Origin of the sequence: Eubacterium barkeri, assembly GCF_900107125.1 — a bacterium.
GTDB classification, from domain to species: Bacteria; Bacillota; Clostridia; order Eubacteriales; family Eubacteriaceae; genus Eubacterium_O; species Eubacterium_O barkeri.
In genome coordinates this window covers 34,503-57,029 of record NZ_FNOU01000011.1, presented here as the reverse complement: position 1 = coordinate 57,029, position 22,527 = coordinate 34,503, and the positions used below count along the sequence as shown (strand labels likewise).

General features: G+C 48.3%; 26 protein-coding genes and 1 riboswitch. Of the genes, 12 read left to right on the top strand and 14 right to left on the bottom strand.

The features are described from left to right. Positions 1-97 precede the first annotated feature (97 nt). The 5 genes from BLU30_RS07890 to BLU30_RS07870 form a co-directional block, all read right to left on the bottom strand. Positions 98-1,864 (bottom strand): [FeFe] hydrogenase, group A, encoded by a 1,767-nt coding sequence (locus BLU30_RS07890; protein WP_090245277.1) that lies wholly within the window; start codon positions 1,862-1,864, stop codon positions 98-100. Continuing rightward, on the bottom strand, positions 1,858-3,699 hold the full coding sequence (locus BLU30_RS07885) for an NAD(P)-binding protein (protein ID WP_090245275.1): 1,842 nt from the start codon (positions 3,697-3,699) through the stop codon (positions 1,858-1,860). The genes BLU30_RS07890 and BLU30_RS07885 overlap by 7 nt, the downstream gene beginning before the upstream one ends. A gap of 534 nt (positions 3,700-4,233) precedes the next feature. Beyond that, positions 4,234-5,211 carry an asparaginase gene (locus BLU30_RS07880; protein WP_090245273.1) on the bottom strand — a complete coding sequence of 326 codons (978 nt, stop codon included), beginning with the start codon at positions 5,209-5,211 and terminating at the stop codon, positions 4,234-4,236. A gap of 39 nt (positions 5,212-5,250) precedes the next feature. After that, the gene (locus tag BLU30_RS07875) at positions 5,251-5,847 is read right to left on the bottom strand and encodes an FMN-dependent NADH-azoreductase (protein WP_090245271.1); all 597 of its coding nucleotides are present in this window, start codon (positions 5,845-5,847) and stop codon (positions 5,251-5,253) included. An 88-nt stretch (positions 5,848-5,935) separates the two neighbouring features. Further along, entirely contained in the window at positions 5,936-6,385 is a 450-nt protein-coding gene (locus BLU30_RS07870) for a hypothetical protein (protein ID WP_090245270.1), read from the bottom strand. Between the two features lie 561 nt (positions 6,386-6,946). Here BLU30_RS07870 and pnuC point away from each other — a divergent pair. The 7 genes from pnuC (at position 6,947) to BLU30_RS07830 (ending at position 12,363) form a co-directional block, all read left to right on the top strand. Then, on the top strand, positions 6,947-7,645 hold the full coding sequence (gene pnuC / locus BLU30_RS07860; protein WP_090245267.1) for a nicotinamide riboside transporter PnuC: 699 nt from the start codon (positions 6,947-6,949) through the stop codon (positions 7,643-7,645). A 263-nt stretch (positions 7,646-7,908) separates the two neighbouring features. Continuing rightward, on the top strand, positions 7,909-8,508 hold the full coding sequence (locus BLU30_RS07855; RefSeq protein ID WP_090245265.1) for a TetR/AcrR family transcriptional regulator: 600 nt from the start codon (positions 7,909-7,911) through the stop codon (positions 8,506-8,508). Between the two features lie 29 nt (positions 8,509-8,537). Then, on the top strand, positions 8,538-9,254 hold the full coding sequence (locus BLU30_RS07850) for an SAM-dependent methyltransferase (RefSeq protein WP_090245263.1): 717 nt from the start codon (positions 8,538-8,540) through the stop codon (positions 9,252-9,254). Positions 9,255-9,292: 38 nt separating this feature from the next. Next, complete coding sequence (locus BLU30_RS07845) at positions 9,293-9,487, top strand: DUF6199 family natural product biosynthesis protein (protein WP_090245262.1); 195 nt, start codon at positions 9,293-9,295, stop codon at positions 9,485-9,487. A gap of 55 nt (positions 9,488-9,542) precedes the next feature. After that, positions 9,543-10,373, top strand: a complete 831-nt coding sequence (locus BLU30_RS07840) for a class I SAM-dependent methyltransferase (RefSeq protein ID WP_090245260.1) — start codon at positions 9,543-9,545, stop codon at positions 10,371-10,373. A gap of 353 nt (positions 10,374-10,726) precedes the next feature. After that, positions 10,727-11,635: a DUF2268 domain-containing putative Zn-dependent protease gene (locus tag BLU30_RS07835; RefSeq protein WP_090245259.1), complete on the top strand. Its 909-nt coding sequence runs from the start codon at positions 10,727-10,729 to the stop codon at positions 11,633-11,635. Then, positions 11,632-12,363, top strand: a complete 732-nt coding sequence (locus BLU30_RS07830) for a MerR family transcriptional regulator (protein ID WP_090245321.1) — start codon at positions 11,632-11,634, stop codon at positions 12,361-12,363. Before BLU30_RS07835 ends, BLU30_RS07830 begins: the two co-directional genes overlap by 4 nt. Positions 12,364-12,570: 207 nt before the next feature. Here BLU30_RS07830 and BLU30_RS07825 read toward each other — a convergent pair whose 3' ends face one another. The 5 genes from BLU30_RS07825 to BLU30_RS07805 all read right to left on the bottom strand — a co-directional run bounded on the left by BLU30_RS07825 (position 12,571) and on the right by BLU30_RS07805 (position 15,889). Beyond that, a complete protein-coding gene (locus tag BLU30_RS07825; protein ID WP_340148138.1) occupies positions 12,571-13,407 on the bottom strand; it encodes an SIR2 family NAD-dependent protein deacylase in 837 nt (278 codons plus the stop codon). Beyond that, the gene (locus BLU30_RS07820) at positions 13,385-14,173 is read right to left on the bottom strand and encodes a protein-ADP-ribose hydrolase (RefSeq protein WP_090245257.1); all 789 of its coding nucleotides are present in this window, start codon (positions 14,171-14,173) and stop codon (positions 13,385-13,387) included. The genes BLU30_RS07825 and BLU30_RS07820 overlap by 23 nt, the downstream gene beginning before the upstream one ends. Before the next feature lies 1 nt (position 14,174). Further along, complete coding sequence (locus BLU30_RS07815; protein ID WP_090245256.1) at positions 14,175-14,798, bottom strand: 4Fe-4S binding protein; 624 nt, start codon at positions 14,796-14,798, stop codon at positions 14,175-14,177. After that, positions 14,761-15,183 carry an ECF transporter S component gene (locus BLU30_RS07810; RefSeq protein WP_242873543.1) on the bottom strand — a complete coding sequence of 141 codons (423 nt, stop codon included), beginning with the start codon at positions 15,181-15,183 and terminating at the stop codon, positions 14,761-14,763. The genes BLU30_RS07815 and BLU30_RS07810 overlap by 38 nt, the downstream gene beginning before the upstream one ends. Positions 15,184-15,365: 182 nt before the next feature. Next, a riboswitch (FMN riboswitch) is annotated at positions 15,366-15,479 on the bottom strand. Between the two features lie 8 nt (positions 15,480-15,487). Further along, positions 15,488-15,889, bottom strand: coding sequence for a pyridoxamine 5'-phosphate oxidase family protein (locus BLU30_RS07805; protein WP_090245318.1), 402 nt, complete (start codon positions 15,887-15,889; stop codon positions 15,488-15,490). Positions 15,890-16,109: 220 nt separating this feature from the next. On the opposite strand from BLU30_RS07805, the gene BLU30_RS07800 reads away from it, so the two are divergent. The 3 genes from BLU30_RS07800 (at position 16,110) to BLU30_RS07790 (ending at position 17,725) form a co-directional block, all read left to right on the top strand. Further along, a complete protein-coding gene (locus tag BLU30_RS07800; protein ID WP_090245254.1) occupies positions 16,110-16,436 on the top strand; it encodes a winged helix-turn-helix transcriptional regulator in 327 nt (108 codons plus the stop codon). Positions 16,437-16,654: 218 nt separating this feature from the next. Then, positions 16,655-17,080, top strand: a complete 426-nt coding sequence (locus tag BLU30_RS07795; protein ID WP_090245253.1) for a helix-turn-helix domain-containing protein — start codon at positions 16,655-16,657, stop codon at positions 17,078-17,080. Positions 17,081-17,086: 6 nt separating this feature from the next. Continuing rightward, on the top strand, positions 17,087-17,725 hold the full coding sequence (locus BLU30_RS07790) for a hypothetical protein (RefSeq protein WP_090245251.1): 639 nt from the start codon (positions 17,087-17,089) through the stop codon (positions 17,723-17,725). Between the two features lie 327 nt (positions 17,726-18,052). Here BLU30_RS07790 and BLU30_RS07785 read toward each other — a convergent pair whose 3' ends face one another. Further along, a complete protein-coding gene (locus BLU30_RS07785; RefSeq protein ID WP_090245250.1) occupies positions 18,053-18,277 on the bottom strand; it encodes a helix-turn-helix domain-containing protein in 225 nt (74 codons plus the stop codon). Between the two features lie 157 nt (positions 18,278-18,434). Between BLU30_RS07785 and BLU30_RS07780 the strand changes: the two genes are divergently transcribed. Then, a complete protein-coding gene (locus BLU30_RS07780) occupies positions 18,435-19,559 on the top strand; it encodes a GGDEF domain-containing protein (protein WP_090245248.1) in 1,125 nt (374 codons plus the stop codon). Between the two features lie 71 nt (positions 19,560-19,630). Here the strand turns inward: BLU30_RS07780 and BLU30_RS07775 are convergent, their stop codons facing one another. Continuing rightward, positions 19,631-20,251: a flavodoxin family protein gene (locus BLU30_RS07775; protein WP_090245246.1), complete on the bottom strand. Its 621-nt coding sequence runs from the start codon at positions 20,249-20,251 to the stop codon at positions 19,631-19,633. 123 nt (positions 20,252-20,374) lie between these two features. Here BLU30_RS07775 and trxA point away from each other — a divergent pair, with 123 nt between their 5' ends. Then, on the top strand, positions 20,375-20,683 hold the full coding sequence (gene trxA / locus BLU30_RS07770) for a thioredoxin (protein WP_090245245.1): 309 nt from the start codon (positions 20,375-20,377) through the stop codon (positions 20,681-20,683). 37 nt (positions 20,684-20,720) lie between these two features. On the opposite strand, the gene BLU30_RS07765 is transcribed toward trxA, so the two are convergent. Together BLU30_RS07765 and BLU30_RS07760 are read right to left on the bottom strand one after the other, a co-directional pair. Then, the gene (locus BLU30_RS07765) at positions 20,721-21,371 is read right to left on the bottom strand and encodes a TetR/AcrR family transcriptional regulator (protein WP_090245243.1); all 651 of its coding nucleotides are present in this window, start codon (positions 21,369-21,371) and stop codon (positions 20,721-20,723) included. Between the two features lies 1 nt (position 21,372). Continuing rightward, on the bottom strand, positions 21,373-22,461 hold the full coding sequence (locus BLU30_RS07760; RefSeq protein WP_090245241.1) for a radical SAM/SPASM domain-containing protein: 1,089 nt from the start codon (positions 22,459-22,461) through the stop codon (positions 21,373-21,375). Positions 22,462-22,527 lie beyond the last annotated feature (66 nt).

Genomic DNA, 22,527 nt, shown 5'->3' with positions numbered 1-22,527 from the left:
ATGGAGGAGGAGAAAAGAAAAGCCGCTCATTCCCTTCTGGGGTGGGCGGCGTTTCTTTTAAATAGTTGTTGGTAAATGCAGTAAAATAACGATGGGTTTAGAGAAGGACGTCAGGGTCCGGATGGGGTGTCATCGGGAGATCCCAGGTGTGGTGGTCGGTGTGGAGGAGCCAATGGGCTTCATGGGAAAGTGGTTCTCCCAAATAGTCTTTGTACAGAGCCAGGACCTCCGGATTTTCGTGGGAGAATCGTCGGGCAGCCATTTTATCCAGGTTATACAGATTCCGCCCACGGACTTCAGCGAGCTCCAAGCCATCGTGGATGGGTTGCCCCCCACCGCCGACACAGCCCCCAGGGCAGGCCATGACTTCTACGAAGTCATAGGCGACCTCACCCCGGCGCAGGGCACGGATCAGCTCCCGGGCGTTGCCCAGGCCGCTGACCACGGCGGTGCGCACCAAGGTGCCCTTGACATCGAAGGTGGCTTCCCGCCAGCCCCGGTTACCCCGGACATCCCGGAAATCGTCAGGCCCTGGGTTTTCGCCTGTGGCCAGGAAGTAGCAGGAGCGCAGGGCAGCTTCCATAACACCCCCAGTGGCCCCAAAGATGACGGCGGCACCGGTTCCGCTACTCAGAGGAGAATCAAAGGATTCTTCTGGGAGATCGGCTACATTGATGTTTAAGGATCGCAGCTGACGCACCAGCTCCCGGGTAGTCAACACCAGATCCACATCTTTATCCCCATCCCCATCATTGATGCTGGGAATATCGCACTCTGTTTTTTTCGCCAGACAGGGCATGATGGACACAGAGAAAATATTGTCAGGATCGATACCGGCCTTCTGAGCAAAGGCGGACTTAATCACCGCTCCCTGCATCTGCTGGGGAGATTTGGCAGTGGATAAATCGTCCACCATATCCGGGTATTGGGATTTTAAGAAGCGCACCCACCCTGGGCAGCAGGAGGTAAACATGGGGTAGCGATGGGTCTGGCCACTTCCGATGCGGGCCAGGAATTCGCTGCCCTCTTCCATGATGGTCAGGTCTGCCCCGAAGTTAGTATCGAACACGTAGTCGAAGCCACAGAGGCGCAGTGCGGCAGCTAAACGGCCAGGGGTCGCCTTGTCCCGGGGAATACCCAGGGCTTCGCCCCAGGCAGCCCGGACCGAGGGTGCCACCTGGACCACAGCGACGACATCGGGGTTACTGACGGCCTTGTTCCAGGCGAAAATCTGGGGCTTATCATCCCGTCCCCGAAGGGCGCCCACCGGACAGTGGGTGACGCATTGGCCACAGACCGCACAATCGGCCTCGGTAATCTTCCGGCCACCAGAGACATCCACGGTGGTCCGGGAACCGGATTTGGCAATGTCCCAAATCCCCAGGCCCTGGACCTTATCACAGATTTGGATACAGCGCATACACTTGATGCACTTGGATTCATTCCGAATAAGGGGAAAGTCCTGGGGCCAGTTATTTTCCGGTACATCCTTTTTATACAGGCTGTCCTCAATTCCTAAATCGTAGCTGATATTCTGGAGGGTGCAATTGCCGTTACGGGCACAGGTGGGGCAGTGGCCGTCGTGCTGGGAGAGGATGAGGGACAGGTTCGTCCGACGGGCCTCCCGTACCTTGGGGGAGTTGGTGGAAACCACCATCCCCTCACACACTTCATTATTACAGGAAGTCACCAATCGGTCCACCCCGTCAATTTCCACGACGCAGATGCGGCAGGCCCCGATTTCGTTGATATCCCTTAGGTAGCACAGGCTGGGCACCGGCCAGCCCGCTTTTTCGCAGGCCTCCATAATGGTAGAGTGCTCAGCTACCTCGATTTCCTTATTGTTGATGGTCACCTTTACCATTGGTTAACCCTCCCTCCTTTTAATGCGCTGATGCCGAAGTGATCACACCGCAGACAGCGGGATGATTCCTGCTCCGCTTCCTGGCAGGTCATGCCATATTCCACCTGCTCAAAGTCCTGGCGGCGGGCATTGGCGTTGCGTTCCTTCATGGTTACGCGGCCGCAGGCCGGCAGATCTCCCATACGGGGGGCAGGGATTTCCACATCACAGGTAATGGCGTGGTGGAAGCCCAGGTAATTGTCGATATTGGCGGCCACCACCTTACCGGTGGCCACGGCTTTAATGACAGTGGCAGGTCCGGTAGCACAGTCTCCTCCGGCATAGACACCAGGGAAGCCCACCACCGCACCGGCAGCATCGGTCACCAGGCTGCCCCGGGCGACGGGGAGTCCGCCTTCAGCAAAATGATTGGAGTCAATTTCCTGACCGATGGCGACAATGATGGTATCACAGGGAATAGCCCGAGCATCCTCGGTGGAATCCGCCGGGCGGGGACGTCCGGCAGCGTCCATCAGCCCGATTACCTTGGGGTCGGCCCAAAGGGCACTGACGTGGCCCGCAGCATCCCGCTCAATAAATTTAGGGGCATGGAGCTCTAAAATCTGAACCCCTTCGGCTTCAGCCCCTTCAATTTCGTCTGGAAGGGCGGTCATATCTGCCTTCCGGCGACGGTAGACCACACCCACCTGGTCGGCCCCCAGACGGATGGCCGTCCGGGAGACATCCATGGCCACATTGCCCCCGCCGATGACCATGACGGTCTTCCCGGTGAAGTCGGGCATCCGGCCCTCGCCGATATCCCGGAGCATATCCACTGCGGAAATGACATCTGGTCCCTCTTCACCGTCGATGCCGATTTTCTTGTCCTTATGGGCACCAATGGCAATGTAAACCGCATCGTAATTTTTCTGAAGAGCCTCCAGGGTGATGCCCTTCCCGCCGCCAATGGGGGTATTTAAATGGCATTCCACGCCAGTGGAGAGGATGGCATTGATATCCCCATCCAAATCGGATTCCGGCAGCCGGTAGCCCGGAATACCGTAGCGCAGCATTCCCCCCAGGGCTTCCCGCTGTTCAAAGACGGTGGTTTGATGGCCCATGAGCTGGAGATAATAGGCAGCACTTAAGCCGCTGGGACCACCGCCGATGACGGCGATGCGTTTCCCTGTGGATGCGGCGTTATCCGGCACGGGGACATCCCCGGCGTGATCGATGGCATAGCGCTTGATCCCCCGGATGTTGACGGAGCTGTCCACCATATTCCGGCGGCAGCGGGCCTCGCAGGGATGCTCACAGACCATGGCGCAGGCCGTGACGAAGGGATTATCCTTTCGGATGAGCCGTACCGCATCCTGGTGGCGGCCTTCGCCCACCAGAGCCAGATAACCTGGGATATCCACACCGGCAGGGCACAGGGCCACACAAGGCACCGGTTGGTCTAAGTGGCAGATACAGCGGTTATGGGTGACGTGCTCCTCAAAATCATCCCGGAAGCCAGCCAATCCCTTTAGAATCATATGGGCCGCTTCATAGCCGATAGCGCAGTCTGCCGTTTCATAAACCACCCGGGCGGTTTTCTCCAGGGTGTCGATGGTGGCCATGGAGCCCCGGCCCTCTAAAATATCCACCATGAGATTCCCCATTTGTCCCAGCCCGATGCGGCAGGGGGTACATTTTCCACAGGTCTGTGCGTGACAGAGCTGAAGGAAGGCGTGTGAAATATCCACAGGGCATAACCCCGGAGGACTGGCCACAATGCGTTGCTCCAGGTTTTTATACAACCCTTCCACAACCTGCTGAGCCCGGCTTTTCGTAATGATACTCAACCTAGACATAATAATTTTCTCTCTCCAATTGATAAAATTTTATTAACTTTGATTATCATAGCATTTTTGTGAGAAGATGGGAAGAGAAAAAATAAAATATTATTGATTGTGATAATATTTTATTGAAAATGATCAGGTTATCCATGTATGAGGACTTGATATCCCGGGTCTGTCGCCTTTGGCTCGGACTCCTGGGCCAGCCTTTCATGGGTGCTGTTGACCAAATCAAGATTTGGACAGCACCGCAAAAAAGCGAGAGCGCAGGTCCATTCCTGGACTTACGCTCTCGCAACTCGGTAATACTATTTTATCAAATTATTTTTAGACATGTCAAGTCGAATTATTTAGACATGCTCTTAGCGGCTAACTCTGCAGCGATATAGCTATAGAATAACACAAGAATCGCTCCCTTCCCCCGAAGGCTTCCCTTCGGCTGATACAAATTTATTATACAGCCGTATGAAAAATAAGTCAAGAGCTATTTTGTAAAATTTACATTGGCTGCAAATTTTACAATTTTGATGCAAATTAATGATGATGTCCTTAATACTCTTCAAACCACTCCCGAATAATTCCGGGATCGGTGCTCTGGGTAAGGGCCAGCATTAAAAGGACCCGAGCCTTCTGGGGATTGAGGTCGTTGCCGGGAATGGTGTGGTAGCGGTCGTCATCAAATTCACCGCCGGGGATGACGGCGCCAGAGCCCACCCGGGAGGAGCGTACCACGGGGATATCCACTCCGGCCGAAACCCTTCGGGTCAGACCCTCTCCCAGGCTGCCGTTACCCATACCGGCAATGACAATACCCTGGGAGGATGTCCGGGCACAGTTCCAGAGGGTATCCCCCAGACCCGCGGCTTCGTAGAGGATAGACACGGTGGGCAGACTGGTGAGTCCCTCGACATCAAAACGGCTGAGGAGGGTATGACGTTTAAGGGAGGCACAGTTAAACTGGATGCGTCCCCCCACAAAAATCCCAAGCTCACCACCTTCGAAAGCTTCAATGTGATGGGTAGAAGCTTTGGTGACATTCCGGGCGCCGTGGATGGTATCATTTAGGACGACGAGGACACCCTTTCCGGCAGCCTGGGGATCAGCAGCCACCTGGACGGCCTGGTAGAGATTCATGGGACCGTCAGCAGAAAGTGCCGTGGCTGGACGCATGGCTCCGGTGATGACGACGGGCTTATTGCTCTTTACCGTGAGGTTTAGAAAATAGGCGGTTTCCTCCAGGGTATCGGTACCGTGGGTAATGACGATGCCGTCAACATCCGGTTTTGCCAGCAGGGCATTAATCCGGTGAACCAAAATGAGCCAGCGGGTGGGGTCCATGGATTGGCTGGGAATTTGAAGAATCTGTTCCATATGGATACAGGCCAGTTCCCGAAGCTCGGGGATGGCATCGACCAGGGCCTCCACCTTTAAATCGGCGGCAGTGTAGCCGCTGGTCTGGGTAGCGGACGGTGCCGTCCCGGCGATGGTACCGCCAGTGGCTAAAATTGTGATACGTTTTTTTGTCATTGATGTCTCCGTTATCGAATATGGGGATTAACCCTGTGGCTATAACGCCGCTGCAGCTTCCTTCGCCTGGTGCTCTGCCTGGGCCATAATTTCCGGGACATCCAGTCCTTCGATATCCAACCCCTCTGCCGCAATGCACTGGAAACGCGCAATACCGTAAATTTGACTGAGGACTTCCAGATAGCGGGCCCCCTGCTCCAGAAAAGCCAGATCTCCGGTGGTGATGCCGCCCCGGGTGGTAATAAAGGTGAGATCCTTTGCCACACAGAGCCCGATGCTGCCGGTTTCGGTGTAGTTAAAGGCAATCCCCGCCACGGAAACCTGCTCCAGATAAGCCTTCACCACGGCGGGAAAGCTTAAATCCCAAAAGGGGGCTGCGATGACAATGTGCTCTGCCTCGGCAAACTCCAAGGCTGGGGCAAAGACGGGTGCATCCAGCTTCCCCGTGGCCATGAGAGCTTCACGTTTGGCGTAGTCCTTGGCGTTTAGGGGCGGGAGAGGATGTTTGGCAATTTCCCGGGTTATTAAAGTATCCCCGGGATGGGTTTCAAAATACGTGTCTAAGAAGGCTGTGGCCAGTCGCTTTGTGCGGGAGGCATCGCCTCGGATGCAGGCATCGATGTAAAGCAGGGACATGATTTTCCTCCAAGTCAGAAATTTATTTAATTATATCACATCGAAGAATCCTTTGACAAAGTGGTTTTTACTGAAGCATGCACTTTTATTATTTTACTCCTCCATTTTGTCGGGCTTCCCGACATTCCTTCACATAATTGACGATGAATAGTACACCGGCCGTGGCCAGAGAGGCGCCCAAACCTGTGTAAAAAACAGCGATAAAGACCTCAGGGACCCAGCCCGAGTATCGCAGGCTTACCCCGAAGATAATCATAAAGGCCATAATGCAGAAGGCCTTGACATCAAAAAACTTCATAAAAAACTGCTGATCCTCCGCATATTGGGTGATACGGATAGTATGCTTGCGTACCATCTTGCCGAAGACCATAAACTGGAAGGCGGCATAGACCAGAAGGGTCAGCAGGATATTGATGATGCTGACGTAAGGGGGATAGGCCAACAGGCCGATACGCAGGATATTAAAGCCAGCGAAACCCCAGACAATGCCGCCAATGAGCAAAAGGGTGTGTTTGTGTACTTTTAAAGAATTGGTCATAAATACCTCCCAAGGGCTGCGCCGTCAGTGCAGGGACCGCTGCAGCAATTTATACAGAAAGCGGCAGTCGCCTCCTGTGGTAAGGGCCGATAAGTCCGTTTTCATCAGCTGGAAACAGGCGGCCATGGCCTGGCAGCTCTCGATGCGCTGTTTCGGCAGGATGACCTGGGAATGCCCGGTATAAAACCCCGGATAGCATTCACTGCTCCTTTTATGAACGGTGTTTATTTTAATATAAAAACCTTAAAAATCAAAGGAAGGGGCTGGATACAGGACCTGGTAATGTACCATTGGAAGGAAAGGATTCCACGGAGGATATTCAATCTATCGGGTGTTTGGCCTTGTGGGATGGCGACACCCATGGACGAGAACAACTGCTCTTCCAATGTATCCCTGTCGAAGGAAAGTCAATGCCATTAAGCCATTCGTGAATTGATTTTTTGAACATAAGCGTGTATAATAAGTTAAAAATTACCACCGGGTAAGAATGCACAAGCATTCATACACACATCGTTAGGTCATGGAAGATGTGTGTATGGGTGCTTATTTTTTGGAGGTTATATGAAAAAAACAAGGATGTTTACACAATACTTTACCAAGGGAGAATTGTTTTTATGGATGGGTTCGGCATTGATTATTGTGGTATTCTTTGTACTGTTTGACAGGAATAATTTTCTGACACTTTTTGCCTCTCTTGTGGGTGTTACATCACTGATTTTTAATGCAAAGGGAAATCCCATAGGTCAATTTTTGATGATTGTATTTAGCTTGGTTTACGGTTTGATTTCCCTAAAATTCGCTTACTATGGAGAGATGATAACTTATCTTGGAATGACAATGCCGATGGCGATGTTTGCTTTGATTTCTTGGATGAAAAACCCTTACAACGGGAATAAAGCAGAAGTAAAAGTCAATCATCTATCGAGAAAAGAGCTTGTCGTAATGTGTTTTGCTTCAGCGATCGTTACACTATTGTTTTATTTCATTTTAAAATATTTTAATACAGTTAATATCGTCCCAAGCACCATTTCCGTAACAACCAGCTTTATTGCGGTGTATCTTACCTTTCGCAGAAGCCCTCTTTTTGCACTGGGTTATACTGCCAATGACCTTGTTTTAGTGGTCTTATGGTTTCTGGCAATGCGGGAAGATATTTCTTATATCTCTGTTGTCGTATGCTTTATGGCATTTCTAATCAATGATATTTACGGATTTATCAACTGGAAACGCATGGGAAAGAGACAGGCGGAAAGCTTGTAAATTCGATTTAGGCAAAAGGAATTATTATGATGAACAAAATTATTACAATCAATCAGTAATAGCCTTGATCGATTCGATGGATTGTCAAAACGCTGCCGGAGGCGATAATGCCGCCCTTGCCATACAGGCTTATTTTCCTCTGAACCGGTGGTTTACATTGCGTCGTTTTAAGAATTTCTTTCCTACTCTTGACAGGTGAACGATAGATCACTATACTTAATGTGAACGATAGGTCACTTTATTGATGCTTGGGAGGATATGAGATGGTTAATACAAAAGAACGCATTTTGCGGATAGCACTTGACTTGTTTTCAAGAGATGGATACGAAGCCGTATCGGTAAGTGCGATTGCAAAGGAACTGAAGATGACTAAAAGTGCTTTATACAAGCATTACAAGAGTAAACGAGATATTTTTGATAATATTTTAGCTCGGATGAGCCAAATGGATATCGAAGGTGCAAAGCACTACGATATGCCGGAAGGAACCTTTGAAGAAATGGAAGAAGTGTATAACCGGACACCGATTGAAAATATTAAAATATATACTGAGTCGCAATTTCGCCACTGGACGGAGGATGAATTTTCGTCAAATTTTCGTAAGATGATGACACTTGAGCAGTATCGAAATTCAGAGATGTCACAATTGTATCAGCAATACTTCGTGTCGGGTCCACTACAATATATGGAGGACTTATTTAACAAGATGTCGAACGGAACGGAGAATGCAAAGTTGCGCGCATTACACTTTTATGCACCTGTTTTTACACTTTATAGCCTTTATGATGGCGCAATCGACAAAGGGCAAGTTTTTGCGTTGTTGCAAAAACATATTGCTCATTTCACAAATGAAATGAGCAAATAAAAAATCTTAAAACAAGGGGGAATCACACAATGAAATATATACATAGTGAAAAATACAATACGTCACAGGTACAGGCAAAAATCATGGGGCCAAACCCACTAAAAATACAAGAGGAATTGCTAAACAATCACAAAATCCCAAGTAAGGCCATTATATGCGACCTTGGCAGCGGGGAAGGGGTGACGAGTGTGTTTTTGGCGAAGGAATACGGCTTTATGGTATATGCTGCCGACCTTTGGAGTGATCCTGTGGAGAATCAAGCCTTTTTTGAGAAAATGGGGCTTAATTCTACACAAATCATCCCTTTTAAAGCAGATGCAACCGCACTTCCGTTTGAGAAGGAATTCTTTGATGCGGTTGTAAGCACAGATTCCTACAACTACTTTGGACGTGATGCAGATTATCTGAGAAATAAGCTATTGCCATTCGTAAAACATGGTGGATATATCTATATTGCGATTCCAGGAATGAAACAGGATTGCCATGATGCTTTGCCACCAGAACTGCTTCTTTCATGGACACCGGAACAACTCGACTATATGCACGATGTGACGTATTGGAGAAACATAGTTGAGCAAACTGACGAGGTGAATATTCTTTCCGTTCATGAAATGCAAAGCAATGATGAGGTCTGGAGTGATTGGCTGGAGCAAGACAACGAATACGCCATCAACGATAGAAAGGCAATGGAAGCCGGCGCCGGGAAATATCTTAACTTTATAGCGATTATCTTGCAGAAGAAATAAATTTACAGGGTGTTACCTATGAAAGTAAAGAGAAGATTATGACACAAGAACAAATTGCCGGTATTTTAATGATTCTAATTGCACTTGTCATTTTGATATTACCAAAGCAGATTTGGAAGGTGGTAGAATCTTGGAAAAACAAAGAACAGGTGGCTCCTTCTGATGCCTACATCCTGGTGGTAAGATGTGTCGCCCTTGTATTTCTCATTGTGGGCATTGTCGTTATGCTGTGATTTTACGCTGCCACTGCCATATAAAACTATTTCACAGACGGGAGGGGGAATTGTAATGCCCTATGATATAAACACAATACTGAAAAAGCCGGAGCTTTATAAAGAAACCGGCATACCATTTTGGGATGATGAGCATATCTCAAAGCAGATGCTTAAGGCACACCTGAATTCTGAATATGAGGGAGCCAGCCGCAGCTTTGCTTTTATTGACCAATCTGTAAAATGGATTAAGGCGCTGGTACCATCTGCCGAGTATCCGCAACTTCTGGATGTGGGCTGTGGCCCCGGACTTTACGCGGAACGCTTCGCTAAGGCAGGTTACCATGTAACGGGAGTGGACTTCTCCAAGCGGTCGATCCAACATGCAGTCAGTTCAGCCGAAGAACAAGGGCTTGATATTACATACCACTATCAAGATTATTTGCAACTTGCACTGGGGGAGCGCTTTAATCTTGTGGCGATGATTTATTGCGATTACGGGGCACTTTCTCAAAGCAACAGACAGCGTCTTCTACAAAGGATATATGAGCATTTAAAGCCAGGTGGAAGGTTCTTGCTTGATGTGTTTTCCATGAAAAAATTTGCGGCTTTTGCAGAGAGACAAACATGGGAACGATGCCCCGATGGCGGCTTTTGGACGGAACAGCCACACACTGTGATAAACGGCAATTACCGCTATTGTGACAACGTAACGCTGGAGCAGATTGTGGTACTCACGCAAAGTGAAGTATCGGTCTACTATTTGTGGACCACTTACTTCACACCGGAGAGCTTGATAGAAGAAGCGCTGGCGGCAGGCTTTAAGCGATGCGGTGTTTTCTCTGATGTGGCAGGTACTACATATTCCCAGGAAAGCCAAACGATTGCTGTACTTTTAGAAAAGTAGCCTATGTTTGCAATAAACATGAGGAAGGCTGATAGGAGGCCTTGTTTTACGATAGACAAAGATGAAATGAATTAAGAAATTGCAAAATTGTCGGCAAAATTCTGAAGAACAGCAAAGAAGAACAGGTAATTTGACGAACAGATAATCTTCTTGGAGAGATAATGAACACAGCCTCTACCGGTACTTAATTTCACCTGCACAATAAAATCTGGATAATTACAAGCAGGCATATTCCTATCTTAATTGAGTACAGTATTTTTTCAAAAAACGATTGACTCTGACGTTGCGTAATAGTGTACAGTATAATTGTGGTTCGAACACAGCACTAAAAATACGAAACGAGGAATTTGATTATGAATATAAAAGCAATCCGTTCTGATAAAATCTACACAAAAATGATGAGCGTAACAAATGAAGAAAAAGAAAGCATTTATCGCTATGAGCTAATGAAACCATTTGAATTCAAGTGGCAATGTATCGGGATTCCATTGCAAGCTGAAGAGATGGGAGGTTATGATGTAGTGTCAGCTGCCGGAATGGGCGGCGATTATACACCATCACAAATCACAAATGAACGCCTTGGGGAAATTGAGCAAATCAGCGACAATGCCTTTTGGAATGACTGCGAAAACAGTATTCACAATACATTAGAAGGCTTTGAGGTGCACGGTATTACCTTACCGACACAGGACTATGTTTTCACTGTTATACTGAACAATCCAAAAAATCCGATGTCTGCTATGACGGATGATTACTGTGGCGATGGCGGTATTCCCGGATACATTATCGGAACAATTATCCCAAATGAAAAATCTCTGAAAATGTTGCCGGTTGCCTTAGCACATGAAGCAAATCACAATGTACGCTGGCAATTTGTGCAGTGGAATCCCAATATCACACTGGCAGATATGATTGTTTCCGAGGGTCTTGCAGAGAATTTTTCTGCCGCCATGTTTGGAGAGGATAAAATCGGAAAATGGGTAACTGAAACCAGCCCCGAAATGCTTGAAACTGTTATAAAGCCAAGGATTAAAGAAAACCTAATGGAGTCTGACTTCAATAAACTGTCATCATTCCTTTATGGAGATGAAATTATGGCGATGCGTGGGGGGGCATCGGTGGGGATGCCTTATTGCGGCGGATACGCCTGTGGCTATGCCCTTGTTGCGCACTATTTGAAAAAGACAGGCAAATCAATTTACGAGGCAACCATCACGTCTACCACGGATATCTTAAAGGAAACGGAGGATTTTTGGAATTGAAAATAAATGAAGTTGCAAAGCTGACCGGTGTGACAGTACGAACCCTGCACTACTACGATGAAATTGGTTTATTAAAGCCAAGTGAAACCACAGCGGCAGGTTATCGTCTTTATAATAGCACCGTACTGGAAACCTTACAGCAAATTCTGTTTTTTAGAGAATTGGATTTTTCTCTTAAAGATATTAAAGAAATTATGACCGATCCAAATTACGACAAGGCAAACGCCTTAACAAAACATCGGGAGTTGCTTTTGCAAAAGCGAAGTCGTATAGACGATTTAATAGGCCTTCTGGATAACACATTAAAAGGAGAACGTGATATGAGTTTCAAGCAATTTGATAACACCGAATTTGAAGCAACTAAGAAAAAGTATGCCACCGAGGTAAAGGAACGTTGGGGCAACACTGCCGCCTATGCTGAAAGTGAGGAAAAAACAAGCAGTTATGACCAAACCCAGTGGAAAATGCTATCCGGTGAGGGCGAAGCAATTTTACAAGCTTTTGGCGAAAACCGTAATATTCAGCCGGACAGCAATGAAGCGCAGATTCTCGTAAAGAAATGGCAAGATTATATTACCGCTAATTTTTACAATTGCACAAAAGAGATTTTATCTTGCCTGGGTCTGATGTATATTGGTGATGAGCGTTTTACCCAAAAAATAGACCAAAATGGAAAAGGAACAGCTGAGTTTATGGCTGCTGCGATTGAGGTGTTTTGTTCCAAATAAGCAGCATTTGTAGCCCTCTTTATCTAAATTGAGCCAATGCACTTTTAACGGTGCATTGGCTCTTACTTTCTCTACAGGCCAAGTATCGTTCAGAGCGTCCTTGCAAAAAGGCGGGTGAACGGATTTTGGCTTTTCGTTTGAATCGTTTCCTTTATCATGCTAAAAAGTAAGAGCCCTTTGATATTAAAATCAAGAAGGCTCTTACTTTTACCGCAAGCTGCTTATGATTGTACCAATATCGTTATCCATACAAATAGATTGACTTTGTATTTCATGCGGCACTACCGCTTCACCCAGATTGATGCAGGTATAGATTGCTTTGGGATTTTGTGCGGTCAGCCTCCAAAATGGATACTTGATAATGACCGGGGTGTTGCCGCCCACACCAAGCTCCAAATACAGCACGCGGGCAGTTTTATGTGCATGAAGAAAATCTTCGTAACGAGTCTTTGCCAAATGCCAGCCCTCGTCCTCCACAAAGCTGTTGTCGCAGCGCAGATTAACCGTCATAGGCTTTCCGCACAGCGGGCAGCGGGGGATCAACTCCGAGGGGATGCGTAAATCGTGCTGCCGCTCCACCATCTGCCGAACAGCAGGCTCGTTGTCATAGGTCTTGCCGCCGCATCCGTCTACGCACTGAAACAGGCCGTAGTCCCCCTGCGTGTAGAACAGTCGCTTTTTGTCAAATCCGGATTTTTGAAAACAATGGTCAACATTGGTGGTAATGACAAAGTAGTCTTTGTCGCGTACCAGATTGAACAGATCACTGTAAACCGGCTTTGGAATCGGCACATAGCGATTGAGGAAGATATGGCGGCTCCAATAGGCCCAATATTCCTCTAAAGACTGGTATGGATAAAATCCTGCGGAGTACATATCGGAATAGTGGTACTTGGCAATGAAATCTGAAAAGCTCCTTTCAAAGCGCTCACCGGAATAGGTGAATCCTGCCGAGGTGGAAAGCCCCGCCCCTGCGCCGATGACCACGGCATCCGCATCCTGCAAGGCTTGTTGCAGCCGTTCAATCGGTGTAGAGTAGTTCATGGTAGATTTGGTAGTCAATATCCTTGAAAACATTGAAGATCACTTTCATGCCGCTGCCGTCCCGGCTTAAAAATTCTTTGACGGTCGCCACGGCGATTTGGGCGGCCTCCTGACCCGGGAAATGAAACTCTCCGGTGGAAATACAGCAAAATGCCACGCTACTTAACTGCTTTTTTGCTGCCAGCTCCAAGCAGGAGCGATAGCAGCTTGAAAGCTCATCACGGTGTTTGGGCGTCAGTGCCTCACGGACGATGGGGCCGACAGTGTGCAGCACATAGTGGCAGGGCAAATTGTAGCCATCTGTAATCTTGGCTTGCCCCGTGGGTTCTTCGTGTCCCTGTGCTTGCATAAGCCGATTGCACTCATCACGAAGCTGCAAGCCCGCCGCCGAGTGAATGGCATTGTCGATACAGCCGTGGCAAGGGCAAAAGCAGCCCAGTAAGGCGCTGTTGTCTGCGTCCACGATGGCATCGGCGGCAAGGCGGGTAATGTCGCCCTGCCAAAGGATGATACGTGGGTCAGCCGTTGCAGGCAGGGCGTCAGCATTCACAACACCCTTTTCCTCCCGCTCGGCAGAAAGCAGTGAATCTTGCACAGCGAGAAACTTCGTATTCAGCGGCATGGGCGGGCGTAGATTCATGAGACTGCGCAAAAGCCGCCGTTGCTGGGTTTCCTCAGAGGGAAACTGCGCCGCTTGCTGCCGATACTGGGGCATTTCCTCCAACAGTATTTGATTCAAAAATGCAATTTGCTTGAAGCGTGTCATATCAAGTCCTCTTTTCAACGGCGCTTGCCGGGCAGATCTCCGAGCAGCGCCCACAGTGCAGACAGTGTGCCTGTTCAATGACAACCGGCTTTGTGGTGATGTCGATGCACTTTTGCGGGCAAACGGAATAACACCGCTTACAGCCGATGCACTTGTCCGTCACCAGATAACCACTGACGGTTTCCGCAGCGCCGCCAAAAGAAAAGCTCTCTCGGAAAATAGGCTTTGCGGAGAGGTCAAAAAATTCGCCCTCGCCCTCATAAACTTGAAATACCGTTAAGGCGGCACGGCTTTTTTCGTCGGGGTAGATTTCTGCCATATAAGGGTTTACCTTGAAAATCTCCGGCAGAAGTTCACTGCCCAGTTCCCGTACTCGGCCGCGTACTGTAACAGACTTGGAGGACATGGTATCTTCACCATGAAAGCCTGTGATGGAAACTGCATCGTGGGCTTTCAGGCGGGTATAAAATGCCTTGCCCTTTGCGGTCAAAAAGTACAGGCCGTTTTCATCTGCCAGCATCATATCAATGACGCAGGTGGTGGGATTACCATTTTCATCTATTGTGGCAAAGACGGTAGAGTGGATTTCATTTTGCAGATATTGAAGATACTTTTTTGCGTTCATGCGCATATCCTCCTTTCAGAATAGGGGTCAACGGCTTATAAATCAGCATCGTGACAAGACAGATTGCCAATCCTTTCAGCAGGTTGAACGGCACGGCGTTCCAAACGAGCTTCGTATGGATAAAAGGGATAAAGGCCGCAAAAGCCATTGCCACGCTGCCGGTTATACAACCGAATAAGGCTGTCGTTTTCGTTTTGCGCTTCTGATGGACTAAACCCGTTGTAAAAGTAAGGGCGCTGCCCATCAAAAAGTTTGCCAGTTCACCAACGCCTGCCGTGTTGGTGGAAATCAGTTGCAAGCCGTTTTTAATCAGCTCCACCAACACGCCGGACACGGGGCCAAAGGCGAATGCGGCAATGAGTGCTGGTAGATCGGAAATGTCCATTTTGCAAAGGTCGGTGACAGCGGTACTTGAATTTCGATAAATGCCGGCAAGTAGGCCACGGCGGAAAGCATGGCTACGGATACGAGAGTACGGGTTTTATTTTGAGATTTCATGTTGCTCCTTACTGAGATATGAGAAAAATTAAGAGCGCCAAACTTGGCTTAACAAGTCGGGCGCTCTTGTCATATCTTCTTTCATTCAGACTATACTGTCGGCTTCGAAATTGCACCGAATCGGCCTTATGGCTCGTGGCCTTTACCACCGGTGGGGAGTTGCACCCCGCCCTGAAGATTTGATTACTTGCTTACAGCGTGTACTCCTTGGGAGGATTGCCGGAGAAATCGGCGATCACCGCCTTTGCGCCCTCCAGATAGAACACCTCAAAGATGGGGTTCTCAGCGGTCTGATACTGGCCCTTGACGATGGGGTTATCCATGCAGCCCTCTTTGACGGCCATGTTGTTTTCAAACACAGCCTTGCCGCTGAGACGAATCCAAGCGTAGGCGGGGCTGGAAACGGAAACCTCGATGTTGGGGTTCTGCTGAATATCCTTGTAGACATCTTTGGTGTTGTTGGTGCAGAACCACAGCTTTCCGTTCTGCTCAAAGCAGAACATAAAGGGGCGGCACTTGGCCTTTCCGTCACGGCCGACCGTAGCCAGGTACTGCACCGGGTTCTCCTGCAAAAAATTTACGACTTCATTCATGGTGTTATCCTCCAATTTTTTTGTTTGTGTCTGGCCTTTGCCAAACAGGTTTTTTAGAAATCCCATAAGGGGTTCCTCCTTAATTTTGGGGCTTGCGTTCGCTTGCCTGTGAGACTATAATAAATCCATACAGCCAAGCTGTAAAGTAAGCACAATATTGTGGCATAGTTACCTAAAAGAAACTAATGTGCAATTACGACGTTTTTAGGAGGATTACATCATGGAAGAAAAGAAGGTTCTGCCTGCCTGCCCGGTGGAAACAACACTGACTTTAATTGGCGACAAATGGAAAGTCCTTGTCCTGCGGGACTTAATGGGCGGCACAAAACGCTTTGGAGAATTGAAGAAATCCATCGGCAGCGTGAGCCAGAAGGTGCTGACCGCCCAGCTCCGCGCCATGGAGGAAAGCGGCCTTGTAAATCGAAAAGTCTATGCCGAGGTGCCGCCACGGGTGGAGTATACATTAACGGAGACCGGGTACAGCTTAAAACCAATTCTGGACTCCATGTGGGACTGGGGCCTGCAATATAAGGCGAAAAACGAATAAAATTCTAAAAGGCTGTTGCATTTATATTTCAATGCAGCAGCTTTTGATTTTTACATTCCCAAAATCGTCCAGGGTATCCTTGCAAAAAGACGGTGGGTTTTACGATATTAACTGATGGTAAATAAAACACACCCCTGGTTTAACGACTGCTCAATAGTATTTCAAATCGCTCCATGCTAAAATAAAGACATAAAGAATTTCAACTCAGAGGTGATTTTATGAATATGAACGATATTCTGCGTAATAAACGCAAGGCATTAAATTTAACACAAGAGCAGGTAGCAAGCTATCTTGGTATTACCGCCCCCGCCGTGAACAAATGGGAAAAGGGCTTATCTTGCCCCGATATTACTTTATTGCCCGCATTAGCACGACTGCTAAAAACAGATCCGAATACTCTGCTGTGCTTTGAAGAAAATCTGTCTGATCAGGAGATTGGAGTGTTTCTAAACGAAGTGAGTACAGCTATCAAAAGCGATAGCTTTCAGCGTGGATTTTTCTTGGCGATGGAGCAGATAAGGGAATATCCTCGCTGCGGAAAACTAAAGCATAGCCTTGCTTTAGTTTTGGAAGGTGGCCTGCTTACTGCTAACCTAACAGAAGATGAGTGCCAAAAATTCACTTTGCAAATAGATAGGCTTTAAGAGGAAGTGGCCATATGCGATGACGAAAATTTAGCCAACAACGCAAAATTCATGTTGGCATCAAAATGCTTGAAACGAAAAGAATATGATAAAGCACAAGCATTGTTAGACCAAATACCCAAGAAATCTGATATTCCTGACAAACAAAGCTTGCAAGCAAATCTCCTTTCAATGCAAGGAAAAAGCAGTGATGTCGCAGTAATCTTAGAACGCATGGCTTTAAGTAGCTTACAGGAAACATTGATGGCAGTTACGAAACTCATTCCCATATTGGTCTACGAGAATAAATTATCAGAAGCAGAGAAGCTTGCAAAAGCATGTCAGCTACAATACGAAGCATTTGGATTATGGCAATACAGTGCCTATCTCGCTCCTATGCAATTGGCCGTTTCGATGCAAGATACCTCTAAGGCGATTACTGTAATTGGAAAAATGCTTGAGACTACAGTGACAACTTGGGATTTTTCTGCGTGTCCGCTTTATCTTCATCAGTCGCGCAAAGAAGGTTCAAACAATATGTGGCATACTTTTCTTCCGGCACTATTGTTGGATTTGGAAAGCAATCCAGAGTATTCATTTCTTCAGCAGGCTCCCGAATTCGGTGCGCTTATTGCAAAATACAAGGAAAAAATCAATTCAAAATAAGTGTAAAGCGAGCAACTGCATGATGGTTGCTCGCTTTACACATTATTTATAGCCCCAAAATCGTCCAGGAAATCCTAGGGATAGAAACCGCCGCTGTACAGATCCCGGAAACCATATTTTACTGTAAAATCCAAGAAATACATGGTGTATCTTTTCCGGTATAATCAAAGCTCGCTGAAGACGAATGCTCTGCCCCGCTTTTTTCTCCACGACACCCTCACAGCCCTTGGCCAAAGTCTCAACCCCATCCTGGATAGTCTGGAGATATGGGGAAAGGGGTATAAGGCCCGGAATGGCAATGAGGGGTGATCTTTTGACGAAGCTTACCTATCGCCGGGGAAATGGGCTTTTAATAGTGGAGATCCCACAAATATAATTGGCATCAACGTCGTAAAATTTTGCAAGAATTAATACGCAATCCAAGGGAATACGTGTTTTTCCTAATTCATAGTCCGAGTAGGTTTTTTGTCCGACATGGAGAAGCGCTGCAATGTCGCATTGGCGTAAATCATGGTCCTCCCGCAGTTCGCGAATTCGTTTTAAATACTGCATAGGCTACCCCCTTTCCTCTGTTAATCATAGCGTAGAGGAATATACTCTATTGATTTATAGAGTTATATACTCTATAATAAAAATAAAGGAATGATGAGATACGACTACATTGCAGGTTGATTCACAAATATTTCCCGCTGCGGCAGAAAGGATTCCTATGCCACAATTACTTTATTCAGAAATCAATTTATTTTGTATGATACTGCTCGTTATCGTTCTTCAGCAGATGAAGCGAGTTTTCACAGAGGATTTGGTGTGGTCTGTTTTCATTAAAACAGTGGTGGTTGGGATTGCGACTATGGCTCTGGATTTATTGTGGGGACTGATGGATTCTGGTTATATTCAGGTAGCCTATCAGACGAGTGCAATTATTAAAGGTCTTTATTTTTCTGCAGCTGGTCTCATGGCCCTTCTCTGGTTCTTGTTTTCTGAATCCACCCAGCAGAGTGCATGGGTGAATGAACCAGAGAAGAAATGGCTGTGTGCCATTCCCTGGTTTATTTTTGTCATTTTATCCCTTCTGTCCGTCCAGACCGGATGGCTTTTCTATATTGATGAGACTGGACATTATCAGAAAGGAAAGCTGCTCCTTCTCCAATTGATGCTGTCCTATGGCTATATCATTGTGACGTCCATTCGTGCGGTTTGGAAATCACTTCAGAAGCAAAAGTATGCCTTGCGTGCCCGCTACCGGGCTTTGGCTTCATTCGTCATTTTTCCGCTTCTTGGTGGTCTTGCGCAAATTTTCAGTCCAAATATACCACTGTTGTGTATGGGGATTACCTTGGCGCTCCTTCAGGTTTTCCTTGATTTCCAGGGACAGCTGGTTTCGACAGACAGCCTCACTAAGCTCAATAACCGAAGTCAATTGTTCGAGCATCTGGCCCGGAAAATTCGTAGTTATGACCAGGAGCTGTACCTGTTCATCATGGATATTGATCGTTTTAAATCCATTAATGATCGTTACGGGCATGTCCAGGGAGATGTTGCCTTGATTCATGTTGCCCGGGTCCTTCAGGATATTGGCTATCAGAATAACTGTTTCATTGCCCGATACGGGGGCGATGAATTCGTCATGGTTGGGGAATTTCCCAATGAAGTCGCAGCCCAAGGACTCTGTGATCAGATTGATATGGCCCTGAAAGCCGAAGCAGAATGTCTCCCCTTCCCCATCTCGGTAAGCATCGGTTACGCCTGTTTTACTCCAAGGTATTCCTACATTCCGGACTTCATTGCCAAGGCGGATCGGGCACTGTACGCTGCCAAGGCCCGCCGCCAGTAGATTTCAGGGCTTAAAGAAAAAACATCGAAGAAAGAAGACTTCGATGCTTTTTCTTTGGGTGAACGATTATTCTATCGAATAAAATTCGTATGGATGCCGGGCTCCCGCTCAGGGAAGGTGATTCCGGCAGCCGCGCCAGCTGCGATGCATTTCAGCAGCCAGGCCATGTTATTGCCAAGGGTCCGCATGGTCTGCAGCCCCTCGGCATCCTGACGGACCTCTTCCGGGGTATTGCCATGAACTTGGTTCCAGTATTGGGAACCGACGACGGGCATGTTGCTGATGGTAAAATATTTGTTGATTTGGTCAAAGGCCGCAGAGGCACCACCCCGGCGACAGCTGACCACAGCTGCGGCAGGTTTACCGGCCACCGGAGCCTTACCCCCGTAGAAAGCCCGGTCCATAAAGGATGTCAGGGCGCCAGAGGCCGCGGCGTAGTGGACCGGGGAGCCAAAGATGAAGCCGTCAGCGGAGGCTGCCTTTTCTGCGAAAACATTGGCGCAGTCCTCAATAAAACATCGGCCTGTTTTTTTACAGGCCCCACAACCGAGACAGCCAGAGATGGGCTGATTGCCGAGCCAGAAGGTTTCGGTTTGGATTCCCTGGGACTCGAGGGTGGAAGCCACTTCATTAAGGGCAGTGTGGGTACAGCCATTTTTGTGGGGGCTGCCATTCACGAATAGTACTTTCATAATGGGTTTACTCCTTTAATGTTTCTTTTATTTTATTATACGCCCTGTGTCAATGTGATAATGTCACCGATAAGTTTAAGATTGGGGCGTATAATGAGAGTAATAAAATTTGGAGGTATGGATATGAGTGTAACGACATTAACCAATGATAATTTTGAACAGGAAGTGACCATGCATCAGGGAACCGTTTTAGTGGATTTCTGGGCAAGCTGGTGTGGACCGTGTAAGGCCCTTTCCCCCGTTGTGGATGAGATTGCCAGAGAGCAAAAGGAGCTGAAGGTCGCTAAGGTAAACATTGATGAACAACCGGAGTTGGCCAGACGGTTCCAGGTTATGAGCATCCCTACCCTGGTTGTTTTTAAAAACGGTGTTTTAGTCAACCGCAGTGTTGGGGCCATCCCCAAGGATGCGGTGCTGGAATTGGCAAAATAAAACCATTAAAAAATAATGAAAGCGTCGGAAGGCTATTTTAAAGCTCCGACGCTTTTGTGATATGTGGGGTGTTTGGACCCCGCCGATAAATCCGATAAAACTCCCGGACCTGGACATCCAGAAGGGCCAGGGCTTCGTCCTCCTTTTCTGGGAAGTCATCGTAACGGCTAAGGAGCAGAAAAATGGGGGCGTAAAAATTCATGGCCATGACCTGGGGGTCTCCGGGGATGAAGGCGCCGCATTGGATAAGCTGGGTGAACACTAAGGTCAGGTATTCGATGGCATCGGACATGAAGGTCCTTCGGTAAATGGTGCAGACCTCAGGGTTACAGAATTGCTCCATGGAAAGCATTCGCCGGTATTTTGCGGCAAAGTCATCCTTCCAGTAGAAGAGGAAAACCTGTCGACTGAGGGCTATCAGGGTATCGGCATTAAGCGCAGCGTAAAAGGAAGCGACATTGATCGTATTGGCATCTGGGAGGGCGAGGCGGTGGGACATCTCGGCCATACGTTCCTCCATCTCGGTGACAATGGTATTGAAAATGGCCTCCTTTCCCTTGAAATGCTTGTAAAGAGAGGCATCCTTTATGCCCACCGCGGCGGCGATATCCTTGACGCTGACGCGACTGTATCCCCCTACAGAAAAAAGGTCCAGGGCGGCGAAGATGATTTTATTCCGGGTTTTCACATTAAGCCTCCAGCAGGGCCTTCACTTGTGCCTCCTCGGCGAAGAGGACGCAGCCGCCATCGTGGTCTTGGGTGAGGGTTCCCTGGGATTGCAGCTGGGTAAAGAGCTTTGAATGCAGGGCCTCCAGAAGGGAAGCCTGTTTCAGATTGGTGTCTGAATAGGGGGAAAAGGGACAGGGTTCGGCATCGCCTTTGGGATTGATATGGAAAAAGCCCCGGCCTGCCGCCAGACAGCCCCCGCTTCGGGCCTCATCTCCTGGAAAGGCAATGAAGATGCAGTCGTTGTAATGACTCCGCAGGTTATTAATGGCTGTCATCAGGCGGCTTCGATCCGCTGGGGTGGGGGCCAGGCCTCCAGTACCCTTGCAGATGGGGACGTATTCCACAAAGAAAACCACCCGACAGCCCCGCTCTGTAAGGGTATCCAGGAAATCCGAGGAGGTGACAACAGCCTGATTCTCCCGGGTGACGGTGACCGAAGCACCGTAAAGGAGACCCTGCTGATGGAGGGTGGTCATGCTGCCCACCAAGCGCTGGTACATCCCGGTACCCCGGCGGGTATCGGTGAGGGTGGCGTCTCCCTCCACACTGAGGATTGGAATGAGGTTGCGATGTTTCTTTAGAAAATCTAGGGCCGGATCCGTTAAAAGGGTCCCGTTGGTAAAAATGGGGAACAGAATCTCCGGATGGGTGGCGGCTGCTTCCAGAACATCCTGGCGGAGGAAGGGCTCGCCACCGGCCAGGAGGATGAAGCTGCACCCCAGGTCAGTGGCTTCCCCAAAAATGCGGTTCCAGAGGGGCGCATCCATTCCCTGCTCCTCTGGCCCATCCACACAGGTCCCCTCGGCCCGGGCATAGCAGCCCTTACAATGCAGATTGCATCGACTGGTAATACTGGCGATGAGAAAGGGAGGAACGTGGATACCCTGGGCCTGGCAGGCCTCCCGCCTTGCCTCGGCAGCTCTCCGGCCTTTAGCAAATCGGGCCATGGCCAGACTGGTCTGGGGATTTTTTACCGTAGCCTTTACAATATCCTGGGAGAGGTGGCGGATGCCGTCCTCTAAGTACTGCTGTAGTGTGAGATCTTCCATTATATCCTCGATGATTCAATACTGTGAAATCCGAAAAGGGAACAGGCTAGTATTCACTAGCTTCTT

Coding starts and splice junctions, on each gene's coding strand:
- BLU30_RS07890 (WP_090245277.1), bottom strand. CDS start 1,864: ATGGTAAAGGTGACCATCAACAATAAGGAAATCGAGGTAGCTGAGCAC.
- BLU30_RS07885 (WP_090245275.1), bottom strand. CDS start 3,699: ATGTCTAGGTTGAGTATCATTACGAAAAGCCGGGCTCAGCAGGTTGTG.
- BLU30_RS07880 (WP_090245273.1), bottom strand. CDS start 5,211: ATGACAAAAAAACGTATCACAATTTTAGCCACTGGCGGTACCATCGCC.
- BLU30_RS07875 (WP_090245271.1), bottom strand. CDS start 5,847: ATGTCCCTGCTTTACATCGATGCCTGCATCCGAGGCGATGCCTCCCGC.
- BLU30_RS07870 (WP_090245270.1), bottom strand. CDS start 6,385: ATGACCAATTCTTTAAAAGTACACAAACACACCCTTTTGCTCATTGGC.
- pnuC (WP_090245267.1), top strand. CDS start 6,947: ATGAAAAAAACAAGGATGTTTACACAATACTTTACCAAGGGAGAATTG.
- BLU30_RS07855 (WP_090245265.1), top strand. CDS start 7,909: ATGGTTAATACAAAAGAACGCATTTTGCGGATAGCACTTGACTTGTTT.
- BLU30_RS07850 (WP_090245263.1), top strand. CDS start 8,538: ATGAAATATATACATAGTGAAAAATACAATACGTCACAGGTACAGGCA.
- BLU30_RS07845 (WP_090245262.1), top strand. CDS start 9,293: ATGACACAAGAACAAATTGCCGGTATTTTAATGATTCTAATTGCACTT.
- BLU30_RS07840 (WP_090245260.1), top strand. CDS start 9,543: ATGCCCTATGATATAAACACAATACTGAAAAAGCCGGAGCTTTATAAA.
- BLU30_RS07835 (WP_090245259.1), top strand. CDS start 10,727: ATGAATATAAAAGCAATCCGTTCTGATAAAATCTACACAAAAATGATG.
- BLU30_RS07825 (WP_340148138.1), bottom strand. CDS start 13,407: ATGAACTACTCTACACCGATTGAACGGCTGCAACAAGCCTTGCAGGAT.
- BLU30_RS07820 (WP_090245257.1), bottom strand. CDS start 14,173: ATGACACGCTTCAAGCAAATTGCATTTTTGAATCAAATACTGTTGGAG.
- BLU30_RS07815 (WP_090245256.1), bottom strand. CDS start 14,798: ATGAACGCAAAAAAGTATCTTCAATATCTGCAAAATGAAATCCACTCT.
- BLU30_RS07810 (WP_242873543.1), bottom strand. CDS start 15,183: ATGGACATTTCCGATCTACCAGCACTCATTGCCGCATTCGCCTTTGGC.
- BLU30_RS07805 (WP_090245318.1), bottom strand. CDS start 15,889: ATGAATGAAGTCGTAAATTTTTTGCAGGAGAACCCGGTGCAGTACCTG.
- BLU30_RS07800 (WP_090245254.1), top strand. CDS start 16,110: ATGGAAGAAAAGAAGGTTCTGCCTGCCTGCCCGGTGGAAACAACACTG.
- BLU30_RS07795 (WP_090245253.1), top strand. CDS start 16,655: ATGAATATGAACGATATTCTGCGTAATAAACGCAAGGCATTAAATTTA.
- BLU30_RS07785 (WP_090245250.1), bottom strand. CDS start 18,277: ATGCAGTATTTAAAACGAATTCGCGAACTGCGGGAGGACCATGATTTA.
- BLU30_RS07780 (WP_090245248.1), top strand. CDS start 18,435: ATGCCACAATTACTTTATTCAGAAATCAATTTATTTTGTATGATACTG.
- BLU30_RS07775 (WP_090245246.1), bottom strand. CDS start 20,251: ATGAAAGTACTATTCGTGAATGGCAGCCCCCACAAAAATGGCTGTACC.
- trxA (WP_090245245.1), top strand. CDS start 20,375: ATGAGTGTAACGACATTAACCAATGATAATTTTGAACAGGAAGTGACC.
- BLU30_RS07760 (WP_090245241.1), bottom strand. CDS start 22,461: ATGGAAGATCTCACACTACAGCAGTACTTAGAGGACGGCATCCGCCAC.